The sequence below is a fragment of the Salinigranum sp. genome, from assembly GCF_041641895.1.
In the GTDB taxonomy this organism is placed as follows: Archaea; Halobacteriota; Halobacteria; order Halobacteriales; family Haloferacaceae; genus Salinigranum.
In genome coordinates this window covers 15,428-30,971 of the sequence record NZ_JBEPXO010000046.1, presented here as the reverse complement: position 1 = coordinate 30,971, position 15,544 = coordinate 15,428, and the positions used below count along the sequence as shown (strand labels likewise).

The following is a 15,544-nucleotide window of genomic DNA, read 5'->3' as shown; positions in this document are numbered from 1 at the left end:
GCGCCGCCGACGACTACTACGAGGAGTTCCCGATGGCGGCGCTGCGGAACGGCTTCGTCGCCTACCGGATGAACGGTCGGCCACTCCCGCGAGGCCACGGCTACCCGGTCAGGGCACTCATCCCCGGCCACTGGGGAGAGATCAACGTGAAGTGGCTCACCGAGATCGAGGTCTTAGAGGAGGAGGTCGACGGCTACTGGGAGAAGCGCGGCTGGCACGGGACCGGTCCCGTCAACACGGTGGCGAAGCTTCACTCGGTGTCGGCTCCGGGCGACGGACAGGTGCGCGTCGGCGGGCACACCTACGCGGGCACCCGCGGCATCGAGCGCGTGGAGGTGTCGACCGACGGCGGCGACTCGTGGGCCACGGCCACCCTCTCGGACCCGCTCCCCGGTGCCGTCGACGCGGGGACGGGCGAACCGCTGCGCGACGAGGCCGAGGACGCCTGGCGCATGTGGGAGTACACGTACGAGGCGACCGACCCACACGAGGTGGTCGTCCGTGCCGTCGACGGCACGGGCAGCCTCCAGGAGGAGACGAAACGGAGCGCGTTCCCGCGCGGACCGACGGGGTGGGTCTCCAGACGGGTCGACCCGCGGAGATTATAAGACGACTGTGAGTAAACCCACCAGCCTCAGATGGAGAAGGCGCTCTGGTATCTGCTCACGGCGACGCGTGGCGGTGAGAACCGCGTCCGTCTCATCCGTGCGCTGTCGGAGCGCCCGCGCAACGCGAACAAACTCGCAGAGGAACTCGACGTGAGCTACAAGACCGTCCGTCACCACCTCGACATGCTCGAAGACCACGGCATCGTCGAGAGCGGCGGCAACGAGTACGGCAAGCTCTACTTCCTCACGGACCGGTTCGAGCAGAACCGCGAGACGTTCGAACACATCACCGAACACATGGAGTAACTATGGCGATGGAAACCACGATACAGGCGGCGAGCGTCCTCGCAGCAGTGAACATCATCTTCCTCACCGCACTCGCCGTGGTGTGGCTCCGCAACTACCGGACGTTCCGGACGCCGCTCGTTCTGGGACTGGTCGCGTTCAGCGGCGTGATGCTCGTCGAGAACGCCCTGGCGGTGTACTTCTTCTTCACCATGCAGAGTTTCTACTCCGGCGACCCACACGTCCAGCAGGCCGTCCTTGTGCTCAGAGGACTCCAGCTCGTCGCGCTCGGCTTCCTGACATACGTCACGATGCGGTAGCGCGGTAGCGTGCGTCGCTGAGGAACGCTCTTCTCTCTCGACGCCGTCCCCCCACAGGTGTTCCGACGCCTCCGCAAGAACGGCTCCGTCTTCCTGGTCCCGCTCGCGTGGACGTTCATCACCGCCGCTCATCTCGGCCTCGTCACGCGTGAGACAGTCCTCGTCGCTCACGTGGTGATGACCACCGTGTTCGTCCTCTTCACCGTCGCCTCCTGGTCGGAGATGCGTTCTGGCATCCTCTACGCGTGGAAGCTCGTCCTCGTGACTGGCACCGGTTTCACCCTCGTCGGACTGGCGGCGCTGGCCGTCGCGCCGGCGTACACGGAACCCGTCGCGGTGATGCTGTCGGCGTGGATGCTCGTCCCGAGCGCGGCGTTCGTCTACACCGCCCGAAACGTCGCGCCCGACGAGGCACCCGTCGTCTACCGACTGGCGGCCGCGCTCGGCGTACTCGGGTGGGTCGTCTACGTCTGCGGCCCGTTCGTCTCGCTCGGACTCCCCGCCGCCGTCGTCGGCCTCACACTCGTCAACGTCGGCCAGACGGCCGGTATCGTCAACGCGGGCTACCAGTACTGACTCGGCGCTCGCGGGCGCCGCCGGCCGCCGTGGCCGCTCGACTGAGCCCGGGTTTCGGTCGTCGTCGCGTCCCCGTTCTCGCCGTTCGCCGCGTCCGCTGGGTCACTCCGACGGGGTCGGTGTCGCCGTCGCCTCCCCCGCGATCTCCCGTGCGGCCTGTGCCTTCGTCGCGGCCATCTCGGCCAGTCGCGTCGTGATGGGTCGCAGGGAGGCGGCGTCATCGCTCATCTCGTCGAGGACGGTCCGGAGCGACTCTGCGACGCTCTCGAGTTCGTCGGCGGCACGACTGGCCGTCTCCGCCGCGTTGTCGGAGTTGTTCGCGTCCTGCTGTCGTGCCGTCTGCAGGCGGTCGACGGCCCGACTCAACGCCTCGGCGTGTGGGCGGAGCCGTCCCATCGTTCCGATCTCGGCGTCGAACTGCGCCACCTTCGCCTCGTAGGTGGCGGCGTCGATACTGTCGATGACGCTGACGCTCGCGGCGTTCGTCTCCGTGCGCACCTGTTCGAGAATCGGCGCGGCGACGCGCCGTTCGTTCTCCATCCGCTGGAGGTCGTCGCGGGCCTCGTCTCCCTCCTCTCGGTCCAGTGCGGCCCGCGCGCGGTCCAGCGCGAAGAACGCGTTCCCGAGGGCGATCTGAAGCTGTGTCGCCAGGTCGAGAAATCGGATGGTGACGGCGAGTCGTTCCACGGTCCGTTCCTGTTCCCGGGTGACCACGCGCTCGCGTGCGGTCTCCAGTTCGGTCTCGGCCTCGTCGAGCGCGTTGTCGATTCGCTGGCTCGGGAACTCCGCCGCGGAGGAGGCGTCCGTCCCGAGGAGGCTGTCGCTGTCGGCTCCGCCGTACGTGGCGACGACGGAGTCGAGCGTCTTCTGTACCTCCGCGATGGCGGCGTTCCCTTCCCGCTCCGGGCCGCCCGGCGTCGCCGTCTCTGTCTCGGTCGGCGTCTCTGTCTCGGTCGGTGTCGGCGTCGCGGTCGGTATCGGCGACTGGGTCTCCGTCCCGGTCGGCGTCTCCGTCCCGGTCGACGTCTCGGTACCGCCACCCGAACCGCACCCGGCCACGAGACCGGTGACCGGCACGGCCAGGAGAGCGAGGACCTGTCTTCGCTGCATACCGACCCTCTACTCCCCAGGAGTATCAGTGTATCCCGGACGTCTCGGTGTCACTACGGTCCGTCCCTGCCTGACAGTATCCACAGTCGACCGGAATTTGGAACAGAGTGGGTGCGAACTCGACCCACATCTTGAAAAACCAATATGTTTCTCCTGCGCGCCTGTTCGGGTGCAACCATGCCAACCGACTCCCGACTCCCGACGTCCCGCAGAGCGTTCCTCGCAGCGACCGGTGCGACCGTCGGCGGCCTCGTCCTCGGCGGCACCGCCCTCGCCCAGCAGGAGGGCGGCCAGGGCAACGGCAGCGCCCGTCGGTACCGTGTCACCGTCACCAACCACACCCCGTACCAGCCCTTCACGCCACCGGCCGTCGCGCTCCACCGACCGAGCATCGAGGTGTTCTCGGTCGGTGACCCGGCGAGCACGCCCGTCCAGGAAATCGCCGAGAACGGAAACCTCCAACCGCTCCTCGACGTCGTCCAGAGTGCGAACGCCATCCGTGGTGCCGCCGTCGGCGACGGCCCGCTCGTCCCCGCGAGCGACCCCGGCGACACCGGCTTTCCCTACTACGTCGAACTGCACGTGGACGCCGACGCCAGCGCTCGCTACCTCTCGTTCATCTCGATGCTCGTCGCGACGAACGACGGCTTCGTCGGCCTCGACACCGTGCCGCTCCCCCAGGAGGTGAACAGCTCTCTCACCTACTTCGCACAGGGGTACGACGCCGGCACGGAGACGAACACGGAGATGTTCGCCGACCTGGTCCCGCCCGCGCAGGCGCTCACGGGCGAGAACCGTGAGGGCATCGACGGGACGGGCACGAGCAACCCGGACCTCGCCGAGGACGGCGTCATCACGCCCCACCCCGGCATCACCGGCGTCGGTGACGTCCCCGAGGCGTTCGGCTGGGAGGAGCCCGCCGCGTCGCTGGTCGTCGAGCGTATCGCCTGAGGGGCGACCGACTCCGACTCTGGCTCTGGCTCTCCGAGAGGAACGAGAGAGATAGAGAGAGAAAGCCACACTGCGGACGCGAGCCGCGTCGTGTCCGACTCTTACGCGCGGTTCAGCACTCCGACCAGCCGCAGGACTCGCAGGTCTTGCAGCCTTCGGAGAAGTACAGCGTCATGTTCCCACACTCGGGACACTCGGGGCTCTCGCCCGCGTCGAGGAGGTCCTGCGTGGCGTCCTCCTGCACCTCGGCACCCTGCAGGTCCTCGCCCGGGGGTGCGACGGCCGCGCCCCCGTCGGTCTCGCTCTGGGTGGCGCGCGCCTCCGCGTCGCGCTCACGCGAGCGTGCCTCCTCTTCGAGTTCGGAGAGGTTCTTCTGCTGTGGGTACTGCTTGTCGATTTCGCCGTCGAGATAGCGGCGCATGGCCGTCCCGATGGCGTCCGGAATCGAGTTGATCTGTTCGCCCTTGTCCCAGGCCACCTTCGGCGACCGGATGCCCTGGAGTTCGCTCGCGATCTCCTCGGGGTCCACGCCGGAGCGGAGCGCCGTCGAGATGGTCTTCGCCAGCGCCTCGGTGAACGAGGCGGTGAACCCGCCCGAGTTGCCGATGTTGGCGAACAGCTCGAACGGGTTCCCGCGCTCGTCCTCGTTGATGTTGACGTAGAGCTTCCCGTAGCCGGTGTCGATGCGCTGGGTCACGCCGTACAGCACGTCCGGGCGCGGGCGCTTCTTGCCGAGTTTCTGCTCGCTGCCGAGCAGCGACGCGACGTCGGCTTCGAGCTGTGCGCGGACCTCGTCGTTGTCGAGGAAGCCCTCGATGCCGCCGAACACCTCTTCGATCTGTCCGACGATGGCCTCCGCGGCCTCCTCGTCGTCGGCGAACTCGGTGTTCTTCGCACGCGTCGTGAGCACCTGCTTCGAGCGCGTCCCGTCGCGGTAGACGGTGACGCCCTTCCCGCCGTTGTCGTAGATGTACCGGTACACTTCGTCCATGTCCTCCCGCGTGGCCGCGTTCGGGAAGTTGCAGGTCTTCGAGATGGCCGAGTCCACGCCCTCCTGGCAGGCACACTGGACGGCGGCGTGTTCCTTCCCGCTCAGGTCGGCTGTGACGACGAACAGTTCGCCGATGGCGTCGGGCACCGTCGAGAGGCCGTCGACGCCGTCGAACTCGTTCGACTGCATCTGCTCGACGGCCTCGTGCTTGACGGCCTCGACGTCGATGTCGTTGGCCTCCAGGACGCGGAGGAAGTAGTCGTCGAACTCGACGAGCATCTCGTCGCCCTGGACGTCGTCGGAGACGTTCTTGAAGTACGCGACCGAGAAGATGGGCTCACAGCCGCCGGAGGTGTTGCCGATCATCGACGTCGTCCCGGTCGGGGCGATGGTCGTCGTGTTGTGGTTCCGGATGGGGAAGCCGTCGGCCCACTCGTCGGCGGAGAGACCGGTGTGGTGTTCGAACCACTCGCGGTACTCGAGGGGGTCGGCGTACTTCGAGTCGTCCCAGTCGTCGAAGCTGCCGCGCTCGGCGGCGAGTTCGTGCGAGACCCACTTCGACTCGTGGTTGATGTGTTTCATCAGCTGCCGGGCGACCTCGTTACCCTCCTCGGAGCCGTAGCGGACGCCGAGCTGGAGGTACAGCTGTGCCAGTCCCATCACGCCGAGGCCGATCTTCCGCATCTCGCGGACCTTCCGTTCGATCTTGTCGACCGGGAAGTCCGACATCGTCACCACGTTCTCGAGGAAGCGGGTGCCGAGTCTGATGCGGTCGTCGAACTCTTCGGTGTCGATGGCCTCCGCGAGGAAGGCGTCGACCGCCTCCGAGAGGGAGTCGTACTCGTCGGCGTGTTCCTCCGACCAGACCCGCCAGTCCGGCGCGTCGAGGTCGGCGACGGTTGACAAATTAATATGGCCCAGATTGCACGCTTCGTACTCTTCCAACGGCTGTTCGCCGCAAGGATTTGTAGCTAATATGCGATGTTCTGGATGTTTGTCCACATCGAACGAGTGCTGTTTGTTGACGCGTTCGAGGTAGATGACGCCCGGTTCACCGTTCTCGTAGGCGCCGTCGACGATGTGGTCCCAGATCTCCGCCGCGGGAATCGACAGCACCTCGCCGACCTCGACGTACTCGCCGAGGTCGAACATCTCGTACAGCTCTTTCGTCTGCGGCGTGGCGACGTGTGGCTCCTCGGTGCGCGGGTTGGTGAAGACGAACTCCTCGTCGTTGTACAGCGCCTCCATGAAGTCGTCGGTCACACCCACGGAGATGTTGAAGTTCGAGAGGTGACCCTCCACCGCGTTGCGGAGATGCTTGGGGACGCGTCCCTCCTCGTCGATGAGTTCGCGCGCCTCCTCGAGGGCGTCGGCGAAGGAGTTGTGCGTGAAGTCGTCGGGGTCGTTCAGTCGGAGCGAGTGCGCCAGCGAGACGTCCTTGTTCTTCGCGTGGATGAACTGGATGACGTCGGGGTGCGAGACGCGCATGACGCCCATCTGTGCGCCCCGGCGGGCGCCGCCCTGTGCGATGGTCTCGCAGTTGTGAACGACGAGGTCTTCGGCAACGTACGTGTGCGACTCCGCGACCTCGACGTTGTAGACCGGTCCGTCGTACGCGACCGAATCGACCGATCCAACCTTCACGACCTGCCGTTCGTTCGACTGCTTCGTTCGATCGCGGGGGACGAAGCCGTCCGGAACGTCGTCGAACAGCCGTTCGAGCGGCGTCCCGAGTGCCGTACTGACGCTGACACTCAGCCAGTGCGTGGGCTTTCTGTCTTCGGGCGTCCTGCTGTGTCGCGAGAACTGTACTCCTGCCCGGAGTCCAGCCTGGAAGACGAAGTCGATAACCTCCTCACAGGTCAGTTGCAGTTTCGCCCGCTGACTCTTTCCTCGCGTCTCCATCGTCCCATCCCCATCGAAGAGTGCCTCTAGGACGCGGGCCTGCGTCTCGACTGGCGCGTTCCACAGGAACTCGGGGACACGTTTCTCGGACGCACCTGTCCCGAGCAGTCCTTCGATGAACTGTGCGAAACTCGAACTCTCGACGTGGACGTGGAGCGTGTTCCGGTCACCGACGGTCTCGATCCGGGATGGGGCGTCGAACGCGTCGAGCGCGCGAACGATTTCATTCGCCTCCTCACGCTCGTCGGCGTGGAGGGTGAACGTCACTTCGTTCGGGAGCCCGCGCCGGTAGACGACGCATCCTTCCGCGAGATACCAGCCAGCGACGGTCGCGAGTGCGTCGACAGGGACCTCCGACGCAATCGACGCGGGTTCTGGTCCCTTGTCCGCGCCGTAGTATTCCCGATTGATCGTCGCCCCGCCATCGGGGAAAACCATCGGGCCCGACGCGATTTCGGAGAGGGTTACCGTCTCGTCGAGAGTGAGGCCGTTATCGTCCGCGGCGTGCCCGAGCACGAGCAGGTCGCCCGTCGTAATATCCTCGGCGTCGACCCACTCGAAACCGTTGTCGCGGGCGACTTTGAACGGATGTTCGCCGGTCGCACGGATCGGCTTGTTGAGACGTTCCGGAACGATCTCGACGATTTCCTCGTCGACGTGCCGCTCCATCGTTTCGACGACCGGCTGTTCGTCACCGTTCTCGTCGACGACGGTCTCCCCCTCGCGGAGCGTCTCGATCCGTCGCTGGCCCCCGGGGGTCAGCACCTTCGTCCCCGGTGGGAAGCACATCTGGTCGTACGTCCGCATGAAGGTGATCGGACCAGATGCGATGCCACCGGTCGAACCGACGGCGTCACCATACGGACGTAATCGCCAGAAGGCGTAGCCCATGCCGCCGCCGGACTGGAACACCTCCGCGGCCTCCTTGGCGGTCTGGTGGATGTCCGTGATGTCGTCGTCGGGCGAGTCGACGAAGCAGGCGCTGAGCTGCTGGAGTTCGTCGCCGGCGTTCATCAGCGTCGGCGAGTTCGGCATGAACGACAGCGACTCCATCAGCTCCTGGAACTCCTCGCGGTAGCCCACGACCGTCTCGCGGATGTCGTCTGGGAGTTCGGGGACGATGGTGTCGTACGCGAACTTGTTGACGTTGTACACCGAGAGCGTGGTGGTGACGTCGTCGTCGGCGCTGACGCCCGTCCCGAACACCTCGGCGGCGAGTTCGTCCCGCCGCGGGTGGTCGGGTTTCAACTGCGCCGGCGTGACCTCGACGGTTTCGCCGCGCCGCTCTGCCTCGTAGACGGCCTCGGCGAGCGCGATGTTCTTGGCGACGCGCGCGAACAACTCCTCCTGTGACTCGGTGACGTTCCCGTCGGCGTCCTTGCGGAGATACCGCGCCGGGAGGATGTTGTGGTACGCGTTCGACGTCAGGCGCTCCTCCAGCGTGTCGCCGTCGGTCCGTTTGATCGGTCGGACGAGCTCGTCCGCCGCGATGTCTGCGTCGCTCATCTCACTGTTCCTCCTGCCCGAGTGCCCCGTCTCGGGCCGTTCCTGGTAGCTCTGATCCGCTCATTCGTGACGATGATTGTGTGGGTGGGTTCCGGTGTTAACTCTTGGGACTCGTGGCTGAGAGCCCAGATGTATCGGTTCGGTTATGGTTCGGACGCGGACGAATCCCGCACGGTCCGTCGCAACCACCTGCTAGGAGGGGACGCGAGCGTCTTAACGGATGCTAATCCGGAGTGAAAGTGAAAATCCGGGCGTGGGATTCGACAGACTGCGGGCTGGAATCCAGTAGAACGAAAGGGGGGTTCGAACGGGGCGAGCGGTGGACGTATCCGGGTGACTTCGTCGCCGGTTCCCGGTGTACGTGCGCGGTGGCCCGGCGCGTCCACCCGAATACCATACGAAATCGAACACTTACGCTGCGCGTCGCACGGGGGTCCTCCACCGGGGACCTCACCACGGTGGTCGGCCCTCGCCGTGACCGGCCGACAGCCGGGCCGCAACGGTCATTCGCTCGGGGTCCGAACGACGGGTCGATGCCGGCTCCGTGCGCCGAACTCGACGTAGCGCCGCCGGCGGCCGACGCCGGCGTCGTCGTCTGGCACCGCTGCGGCCTCCGTGTCGCCGACCACCTCGCCGTCGAGACGGCGACCAGCGAGTCCGACGTCGTCTGTCCCCTGTTCGTCTTCGACCCCCACTTCTACACCGAGGGCCTCGCCTGCGACGCTCGGCTCCGGTTCCTCCACGAGTGCCTCTCCGACCTCGCGGACGCGTACGAGCGACGGGGGGCGTCGCTGGTGTTCGTTCACGGCGACCCCGCGTCGGTCGTCGGGCGGTTCGTCGACGCCGGCTGGGACGTCGTCGCCGCCGCTACTCCGACTGGACGGTACGGTCTGCGTCGCGACGAGCGCCTCGCGGACAGCGGCGTCGCCTTCGTGGCCGAAGACGGCATCGAACGCGAAGGGGCGTCACGGGAGAACTGGAGCGACCACGCCGAGGCCTACCTGACCGGCTCGACGCGCGCCCCGGACCCGAGCGGGTTCGGCGACCACGGCGTGACGAGCGCCGTCACCGTCGACGCCGTCGAGGCCGAGTACGACGTCTCGCCGTCGAAGTCGCGCGTCCCGACCGGTGGGCGAACGGCCGCGCTCGAGCGCCTGGCGGCGTTCGCCCGTGACATCGCCGCGTACCCGGGCTCTATCTCCCCGCCCGCGGCGGCCGAGTCGGGGACGAGCAGGCTCTCTCCGTACCTCCGGTTCGGCTGTCTCTCGGTCCGCGAGGCGTTCCAGCACGTACGGGACCACGCCGACGACGGACGCGCCCGCGAACTGTTCACCTCGCGGCTCTACTGGAACCGCCACTACACCCAGAAGCTCGAAGACTGGCCGGGGTGGATGGACCACGCGGTCAACCCGGTGTTCCGGGGGTTCAACCGCTCCCGACACGATTCCGAACTCGTCGCGGCGTGGAAACGCGGCCGGACGGGCTACCCGATGGTCGACGCGTCGATGCGCTGTCTGGTCGAGACCGGGTGGCTCAACTTCCGGATGCGTGCGATGTGTGCCTCCTTCTTCAGCTACATCCTCCACCAGCCCTGGCGCCTCGGCGCGGACTTCTTCTACTACCACCTCGTCGACGCCGACCCCGCCATCAACTACACGCAGTGGCAACAGCAGGCGGGCGTCACGGGGGTGAACACGATGCGGATATACAACCCGCGCAAGCAGGTCCGCGACAACGACCCCGAGGGGGAGTTCGTCCACGAGTGGGTGCCCGAACTCCGCCCCGTCCCGGCCGACTATCTGGACCGTCCGGAGCGGATTCCGCTCCACCTCCAGGCGGAGTTCGGTGTCGACGTCGGGACCGACTACCCGCTCCCGGTGGTCGACTACGAGGCCCGACGCGAGGCGGCCGCCGACCGGTTCAGCGCCCTGCAGGCGCGCGCACACGAGGCGCTCGAGGACCCCGAAATCCGCTGCCGGGCCTCGCTCTCACAGCGCGGCGGGCGGACGCGGTCCGGCGGCGGTGACGACAGCGACGGCGACGGCCCCGCGGCCGACCAGGCGAGCCTCTCGGACTTCGGCTGACACGGCCGCTCGCGTCTCGACCTGTGGTCTCCGCGACTCACGACCCGTGGTCCGGCCCCGTCCGTAACCGTCACCCACATATCCGGTCGCTCCAAGGCCCGCGTATGAATCTCGCTCCGCTCGTGACGACGCTGTCGGTGCCGTTGCAGTTCGTCGTCGGCGTCGTCGCGGCCGTCGTGGCGACGCGCGCCATGGACGTCGTGATGGCCCGACTCCCCGAGGGAGGGACGCCACCGTTCGTCGCGTCGGGCGTCCTCACCGAGAACCGACCGGGCGCCGCCCCCGAACGCCTCGCGAGCGTCGTCCACTACCTCGCCGGCCTGCTCACCGGCCCGCTGTTCGTCTGGGTGCTCCTGGCGGGTCAGGGTGTGCTGGACGGTCCGTCGGCCGTCGCGACGCTCCTCGCCGCAGGCGTCCTCTACGTCCTGATGGTCGGGTTCTTCGTCGTCGTCGTCCTCCCGCGCTCGCGCATCGGCGACCACCGCCTCCCCCTCGTCCGCCGCGACTGGGCGCTCTCGGCGGCGGCGTACCTCCTCGTCCTCGTCCCCCTCGTCGCCGCCGGCACCCGGTTCGTCTGACGGGACGCACGGGCTGCCGCCACGGCGCGCCCCCAAGCTTATGCCGCCGATGAGCGAGAACGTGGTATGGACCTCGCCTCGACCGTACTCCAGTTCGGCCTCGCGTCCGGCAACCCGCTCGTCCAACTGCTGGTGCTGGTCGTCGGCATCGGCCTCGTCGTCCTCGTCGGCCGCATCGTGCTCAAGGTGGCGTGGCGACTGGTCACCATCGCCGCCGTCGTCATCGGCCTCGTCCTCCTGGCGTCGATGTTCCTCCCCGGCCTGTTCTGACCGGCGAGTCACCGGGGCCGTGCCACTCCTCCGACAGTCACCGGCTTCCGTCCAGCCGTCACTCCTCGACGACGTCGACGCTCGCGAGGAAGTTCCGGACGACGTCGTGGCCCACCGCCGTGAGGACGGACTCGGGGTGGAACTGGACGCACTCGATGGGGTAGTCGCGGTGTCTGACGCCCATGACGAGTTCCTCCCCCCCGTGGTCGGTGGTCGCCGACACGACGAAGCAGTCCGGCACCTCGCTCGCGACGAGCGAGTGGTAGCGGCCGGCGCGGAAGCCCTGTTCGAGCCCCGCGAAGACGCCCTCCCCGTCGTGGTCGACGGGGAAGGCCTTGCCGTGGATGGGTTCGGGCGCGTGTCCCACGGTCCCGCCGTAGGCGTAGACGGCGGCTTCGAGGCCGAGACAGACGCCGAGCGTCGGCACCGTCGGCGAGAGGCCGCGGAGGACGTCGTTCGTCACGCCGACGTCGCGGTCGTTCTTCGGGTGGCCCGGGCCGGGACTGATGACGAGTGCGTCGGGGTCGGCCAGTTTCACGTCCGCGAGCGACGCCGTGTTCTTGAACACGACGAGTTCGGGGCGCGGTTCCTGCTCGGAGAAGTACTCCACGAGGTTGTACGTGAACGAGTCGAAGTTGTCCACGACGACGAGCGTCTTGCCCCCCTCCGCACCGGGTTCGAAGTGCGCGCCGGCGTCGCGGAGGCGCGCCGCGCGGGCGTCTGCCTGCTCGGGGGCGCTCATCGCGACACCCCCTTCTCTGCGGGTGACTCGTCGGCGTCGCCGTCGCCGTCACACTCGATGGCTTCGAGCGCCGCCAGCACCCCGCCCATCTTCTGTTCGGTCTCCTCGTACTCGCTCTCGGGGACGGAATCGGCGACGATACCGGCCCCGGCCTGCACGGTGACGACGTCCTCTACGCCCCCGCCGTCGACCGGGACGCCGTGTTCGATTGTCGCCGTCCGGATGACGATGGCGAAGTCGGCGTCGCCGGCCCACGAGTAGTAGCCGACGCCGCCGCCGTACACCCCGCGCGGTTCGCGCTCGAGGGCGTCGATGATCTCCATGGCGCGGACCTTCGGCGCGCCCGTGAGCGTCCCCGCGGGGAACGTCGCACGGGTGGCGTCGAACGCGTCGTTGTCGGGCGAGAGCTCCCCCGTCACGGTCGACTCGATGTGCTGGACGTGTGAGTACTTGAGGACGCTCATGAACTCCTCGACGCGCACGGACCCGGGTTCGGACACGCGCCGGACGTCGTTGCGCGCGAGGTCGACGAGCATCGTGTGTTCGGCGCGCTCTTTCGCGTCGGCGAGCATCTCGCCGGCGAGACGACGGTCCTCGACCGGCGAACTCCCGCGGGGGCAGGTCCCCGCGATGGGGTTCGAGACGACGCGCGACCCCTGCACGGAGACGAGCGTCTCGGGCGAGGCGCCGACGATGGAGCAGTCGTCGTGCCGCAGGAGGTACATGTACGGCGACGGGTTCACCTCGCGGAGCGCCCGGTAGAAGCCCCGTGGGTCGACGTCGCCGTGGAGTTCGCGCTTGCGCGAGACGACGCCTTGGTAGATGTCGCCGTCGAGGACGTGTTCCTTCGCGCGCCGAACGGCGTCCTCGTACGCCTCGCGCGGGCCCGTGCGCTCGGTCCGACGGACGAACCCACCGGGTTCGACCGCCTCGTGCGAGGCGAGTGACTCGGCGACCGACTCGGCCTCGGCGACGAGTTCCTCGTACACCGCCTCGGCCTCGGCGGCGCTCACGACGGGCGTGAAGACGAGCGAGACGGTGTCGGCGGCGTGGTCGAAGACGAGCGTCCGCGTCGTCAGGACGAACTGCGCGTCCGGGACGATGGGGTCGGGTCGTTCGACGCCCACCTCGTCGAGCCAGAGGTCGTAGACGGCGTCGTAGGCGAGAAAGCCCACGAGACCACCGTCGAGTTGCTGGCGTTCGCGGGGCGGAAAGCCGACGCGAGGGAGGTCCGGCAGCGCCGCCCGGAGCGAGTCGAGCGTGTCGCCGCCGTTCGGGGTCACGTACGCCGCGGCGCGCCCGCCGAGGTCCTCCACCTCCGTCCCGTCAGGCCAGACAGAGACGACCGCGTCGGGGTCGTAGCCCACGAACGAGTAGCGGGCGTGTCGGTCGCCCGCGCCGTCCGGTTCGAACGCGCCGTCGGGGTCCGACGACGGCGTCTTCTCCGCCGACTCGAGGAGGAAGCCGTAGTCGCTCTCGCCCGAGAGCGCCGTGTAGGCCGCCAGCGGTTCGACGTCGAGGTCGAGCGTCGCCTCCAGACGGGCGACGGCCGGTCCCTCGTCGTGGCCCTCGAGGAGCGCCGCGAACGCCGCAGCCGAGCGGTCGACCGAGACGCCGGTCACACGACCACCTCGTCCTCGGCGTCGGCGCGCCGCACTGCGCGGACGAACGCGTCGACTGCCGCCGCGTCCTTCGTCCCCCCGTCGGCCTCGACGCCGCTGGCGACGTCGACGCCGTACGGTTCGGCCGTCTCGACGGCCTCGGTGACGTTCTCCGGCGTGAGTCCCCCGGCGAGGACGACGGGCGAGTCGAGGTCCGCCGCGAGGGCGCCGGTGGCGTCCCAGTCGTGGGTCTCGCCGGTCCCGCCGGCCCCCTCGTCGGTCGTCGAGTCGACGAGCAGCGCGTCGACCACGTCGTCCAGTTCGCGTGCCCGGTCGGTCTCGCTGGCGTCGACGGTGACGACCACCTTCGTCGACGACTCCGCGCGGACGAACTGCAACTCCTCGCGGTCGAAGTCACAGTGGAGCTGGAGGACGTCCGGCTGGATGGTCTGTGCGAGCGTGACGGCGTGGCTCGCCGACTCGGGCATGAGGACGAGCGTCGTCGTCACGAACGGTGGCGTCGCGGCGACGAGGTCGGCGGCCGTCCCGGAGTCGATCTCCCGCGGCGTGTCGACGGGCACGTCGGCGATGAACCCGACCGCGTCCGCGCCCGCGTCCACGACGACAGAGAGGTCCGCCTCGGAGGTCACCCCGCAGACTTTCACGCGCGTCATCGGGCGTTACGCCTCCGAGGCCGGTTCGGCCTCGTCGGGTCGCGCACAGAGGTCGTCGAGCTTCGCCGCCGCACGGCCGTCCTCGATGGCGGCCCGGGCCGCCTCGACCCCGTCCTCGATGGAGTCCGCGCGGCCGGCGACGTACACCGCCGCACCCGCGTTCGCGAGGATGATGTCGCGCTTCGGGCCAGTGACGTCGCCGGTGACGATGCCGCGGAGGTCTGCGGCGTTCTCCTCGGGGCTCCCCCCTGCCACGGCGTCGACGGGTGCCGACGCCAGCCCGATGTCCTCGGGGACCAGCGTGTACTCCTCGATGCCGTCGCCGTCGACCTCGGCGACGACCGTCTCGTCGTGGAGACCGATCTCGTCCATGCCCGCGCCGTGGACGACCAGCGCGTGGTCGACCGGCATGTGCGCGAGCGCGCGAGCGACGACGGGGACGAGGTCGGCGTCGTAGACGCCGAGTAGCTGTGCCTCCGCGCCTGCCGGGTTGGTGAGCGGGCCGAGGACGTTGAACACCGTCCGCATCCCCAGCTCCTTGCGCGGGCCGATGACGGCCTTCATCGCGGGGTGGAACACGGGCGCGAGCATGAAGCCGATCCCGTCGCGCTCGATGGCCGCCTCCACCCGGGGCGGTTCGGCGTCGACGTCGACGCCGGCGACCTCCAGCACGTCTGCGCTCCCCGACGAGGAGGAGACGGAGTAGTTGCCGTGTTTGGCGACGGCCACGCCCGCCCCCGCCGCGACGATGGCGCTCGTCGTCGAGACGTTGATGGTGCTGTAGTCGTCGCCGCCCGTCCCGCACGTGTCGACGAGGGGTCGGCGGTCTGGGTCGATGGTGCGGGCTGCGTCGCGCATCCCCTGTGCGAACCCGGCAATCTCGGCCTCCGTCTCCCCCTTCGCCCGGAGCGCCGCGAGGAGCGCGCCGATCTGTGCCTCCGTCGCCCCCTCGAAGACGAGGCTCGCGGCCTCCCGTGCCTCCTCGACTGTGAGGTCCTCTCCGTCGGTCACGCGTCTGATGTACTCCTGCATTGGTAGTCACCGATGTATGTATTCGGGTTGTGATGGACAAATCCGTACATCTTCTTAAGGCTGTCGGGTCGTCGGTCACGCGGCTGGCGGCCGGCGTTCGATACCGAAGTGTATCGGCATCAGAGTTATCCTGTCTAGCGACGTCCGTTCGAACGTCCCACCGAGGGGTGACTGTCGGCGAGAGCCGACCCGGACGTCACCGTCCCGGGGGACCGAGAGGGGGAGAGAGGGGAGAGACGGACGTCAGTCGGCAAGACGGGGCACGTTCGGCCCTCGTGTCCTGACTTCGGGGGAGTGACGGGCCGACAGGC

At 68.3% G+C, this 15,544-nt stretch carries 14 protein-coding genes and 1 pseudogene; 8 read left to right on the top strand and 7 right to left on the bottom strand.

Annotated features, from left to right (window positions below):
- From ACESK5_RS11350 to ACESK5_RS11335, 4 genes are all read left to right on the top strand, one after another.
- Positions 1-608: molybdopterin-dependent oxidoreductase (locus tag ACESK5_RS11350; protein ID WP_372911678.1), on the top strand; the 608-nt coding region annotated here is incomplete at its 5' end.
- A gap of 30 nt (positions 609-638) precedes the next feature.
- A complete protein-coding gene (locus ACESK5_RS11345) occupies positions 639-914 on the top strand; it encodes an ArsR/SmtB family transcription factor (protein ID WP_372911677.1) in 276 nt (91 codons plus the stop codon).
- A 2-nt stretch (positions 915-916) separates the two neighbouring features.
- Complete coding sequence (locus tag ACESK5_RS11340) at positions 917-1,213, top strand: hypothetical protein (protein WP_372911676.1); 297 nt, start codon at positions 917-919, stop codon at positions 1,211-1,213.
- Positions 1,214-1,270: 57 nt separating this feature from the next.
- A complete protein-coding gene (locus tag ACESK5_RS11335) occupies positions 1,271-1,789 on the top strand; it encodes a hypothetical protein (protein WP_372911675.1) in 519 nt (172 codons plus the stop codon).
- 102 nt (positions 1,790-1,891) lie between these two features.
- On the opposite strand, the gene ACESK5_RS11330 is transcribed toward ACESK5_RS11335, so the two are convergent.
- On the bottom strand, positions 1,892-2,899 hold the full coding sequence (locus ACESK5_RS11330; protein WP_372911674.1) for a hypothetical protein: 1,008 nt from the start codon (positions 2,897-2,899) through the stop codon (positions 1,892-1,894).
- A gap of 177 nt (positions 2,900-3,076) precedes the next feature.
- Between ACESK5_RS11330 and ACESK5_RS11325 the strand changes: the two genes are divergently transcribed.
- A complete protein-coding gene (locus tag ACESK5_RS11325; protein ID WP_372911673.1) occupies positions 3,077-3,850 on the top strand; it encodes a spondin domain-containing protein in 774 nt (257 codons plus the stop codon).
- A gap of 112 nt (positions 3,851-3,962) precedes the next feature.
- Here the strand turns inward: ACESK5_RS11325 and ACESK5_RS11320 are convergent, their stop codons facing one another.
- Positions 3,963-7,535, bottom strand: coding sequence for an adenosylcobalamin-dependent ribonucleoside-diphosphate reductase (locus ACESK5_RS11320; protein ID WP_372911679.1), 3,573 nt, complete (start codon positions 7,533-7,535; stop codon positions 3,963-3,965).
- 6 nt (positions 7,536-7,541) lie between these two features.
- Positions 7,542-8,252: pseudogene (locus tag ACESK5_RS11315) on the bottom strand (ribonucleotide reductase N-terminal alpha domain-containing protein); the annotation flags it as partial.
- A gap of 533 nt (positions 8,253-8,785) precedes the next feature.
- On the opposite strand from ACESK5_RS11315, the gene ACESK5_RS11310 reads away from it, so the two are divergent.
- From ACESK5_RS11310 to ACESK5_RS11300, 3 genes are all read left to right on the top strand, one after another.
- Entirely contained in the window at positions 8,786-10,336 is a 1,551-nt protein-coding gene (locus ACESK5_RS11310) for an FAD-binding domain-containing protein (RefSeq protein ID WP_372911672.1), read from the top strand.
- Positions 10,337-10,440: 104 nt separating this feature from the next.
- Positions 10,441-10,914, top strand: a complete 474-nt coding sequence (locus ACESK5_RS11305) for a hypothetical protein (RefSeq protein WP_372911671.1) — start codon at positions 10,441-10,443, stop codon at positions 10,912-10,914.
- 66 nt (positions 10,915-10,980) lie between these two features.
- Complete coding sequence (locus tag ACESK5_RS11300) at positions 10,981-11,184, top strand: hypothetical protein (protein ID WP_372911670.1); 204 nt, start codon at positions 10,981-10,983, stop codon at positions 11,182-11,184.
- A 58-nt stretch (positions 11,185-11,242) separates the two neighbouring features.
- On the opposite strand, the gene trpG is transcribed toward ACESK5_RS11300, so the two are convergent.
- From trpG to trpD, 4 genes are read right to left on the bottom strand one after another with little or no spacing between them, the layout of a single operon-like run.
- On the bottom strand, positions 11,243-11,926 hold the full coding sequence (trpG, locus tag ACESK5_RS11295) for an anthranilate synthase component II (protein ID WP_372911669.1): 684 nt from the start codon (positions 11,924-11,926) through the stop codon (positions 11,243-11,245).
- The gene (gene trpE / locus ACESK5_RS11290) at positions 11,923-13,548 is read right to left on the bottom strand and encodes an anthranilate synthase component I (protein WP_372911668.1); all 1,626 of its coding nucleotides are present in this window, start codon (positions 13,546-13,548) and stop codon (positions 11,923-11,925) included. Before trpE ends, trpG begins: the two co-directional genes overlap by 4 nt.
- On the bottom strand, positions 13,545-14,201 hold the full coding sequence (locus ACESK5_RS11285; RefSeq protein ID WP_372911667.1) for a phosphoribosylanthranilate isomerase: 657 nt from the start codon (positions 14,199-14,201) through the stop codon (positions 13,545-13,547). Before ACESK5_RS11285 ends, trpE begins: the two co-directional genes overlap by 4 nt.
- A 6-nt stretch (positions 14,202-14,207) precedes the next feature.
- Positions 14,208-15,233 carry an anthranilate phosphoribosyltransferase gene (gene trpD / locus ACESK5_RS11280; protein WP_372911666.1) on the bottom strand — a complete coding sequence of 342 codons (1,026 nt, stop codon included), beginning with the start codon at positions 15,231-15,233 and terminating at the stop codon, positions 14,208-14,210.
- Between the last annotated feature and the right edge of the window lie 311 nt (positions 15,234-15,544).

Excerpts from the sequence above, each read along its gene's own strand:
- trpD (WP_372911666.1), bottom strand. The coding sequence starts at position 15,233 with ATGCAGGAGTACATCAGACGCGTGACCGACGGAGAGGACCTCACAGTC.
- ACESK5_RS11325 (WP_372911673.1), top strand. The coding sequence starts at position 3,077 with ATGCCAACCGACTCCCGACTCCCGACGTCCCGCAGAGCGTTCCTCGCA.
- ACESK5_RS11310 (WP_372911672.1), top strand. The coding sequence starts at position 8,786 with ATGCCGGCTCCGTGCGCCGAACTCGACGTAGCGCCGCCGGCGGCCGAC.
- ACESK5_RS11330 (WP_372911674.1), bottom strand. The coding sequence starts at position 2,899 with ATGCAGCGAAGACAGGTCCTCGCTCTCCTGGCCGTGCCGGTCACCGGT.
- trpG (WP_372911669.1), bottom strand. The coding sequence starts at position 11,926 with ATGAGCGCCCCCGAGCAGGCAGACGCCCGCGCGGCGCGCCTCCGCGAC.
- ACESK5_RS11305 (WP_372911671.1), top strand. The coding sequence starts at position 10,441 with ATGAATCTCGCTCCGCTCGTGACGACGCTGTCGGTGCCGTTGCAGTTC.
- ACESK5_RS11285 (WP_372911667.1), bottom strand. The coding sequence starts at position 14,201 with ATGACGCGCGTGAAAGTCTGCGGGGTGACCTCCGAGGCGGACCTCTCT.
- ACESK5_RS11340 (WP_372911676.1), top strand. The coding sequence starts at position 917 with ATGGCGATGGAAACCACGATACAGGCGGCGAGCGTCCTCGCAGCAGTG.
- ACESK5_RS11320 (WP_372911679.1), bottom strand. The coding sequence starts at position 7,535 with ATGTGCTTCCCACCGGGGACGAAGGTGCTGACCCCCGGGGGCCAGCGA.
- ACESK5_RS11300 (WP_372911670.1), top strand. The coding sequence starts at position 10,981 with ATGGACCTCGCCTCGACCGTACTCCAGTTCGGCCTCGCGTCCGGCAAC.
- ACESK5_RS11345 (WP_372911677.1), top strand. The coding sequence starts at position 639 with ATGGAGAAGGCGCTCTGGTATCTGCTCACGGCGACGCGTGGCGGTGAG.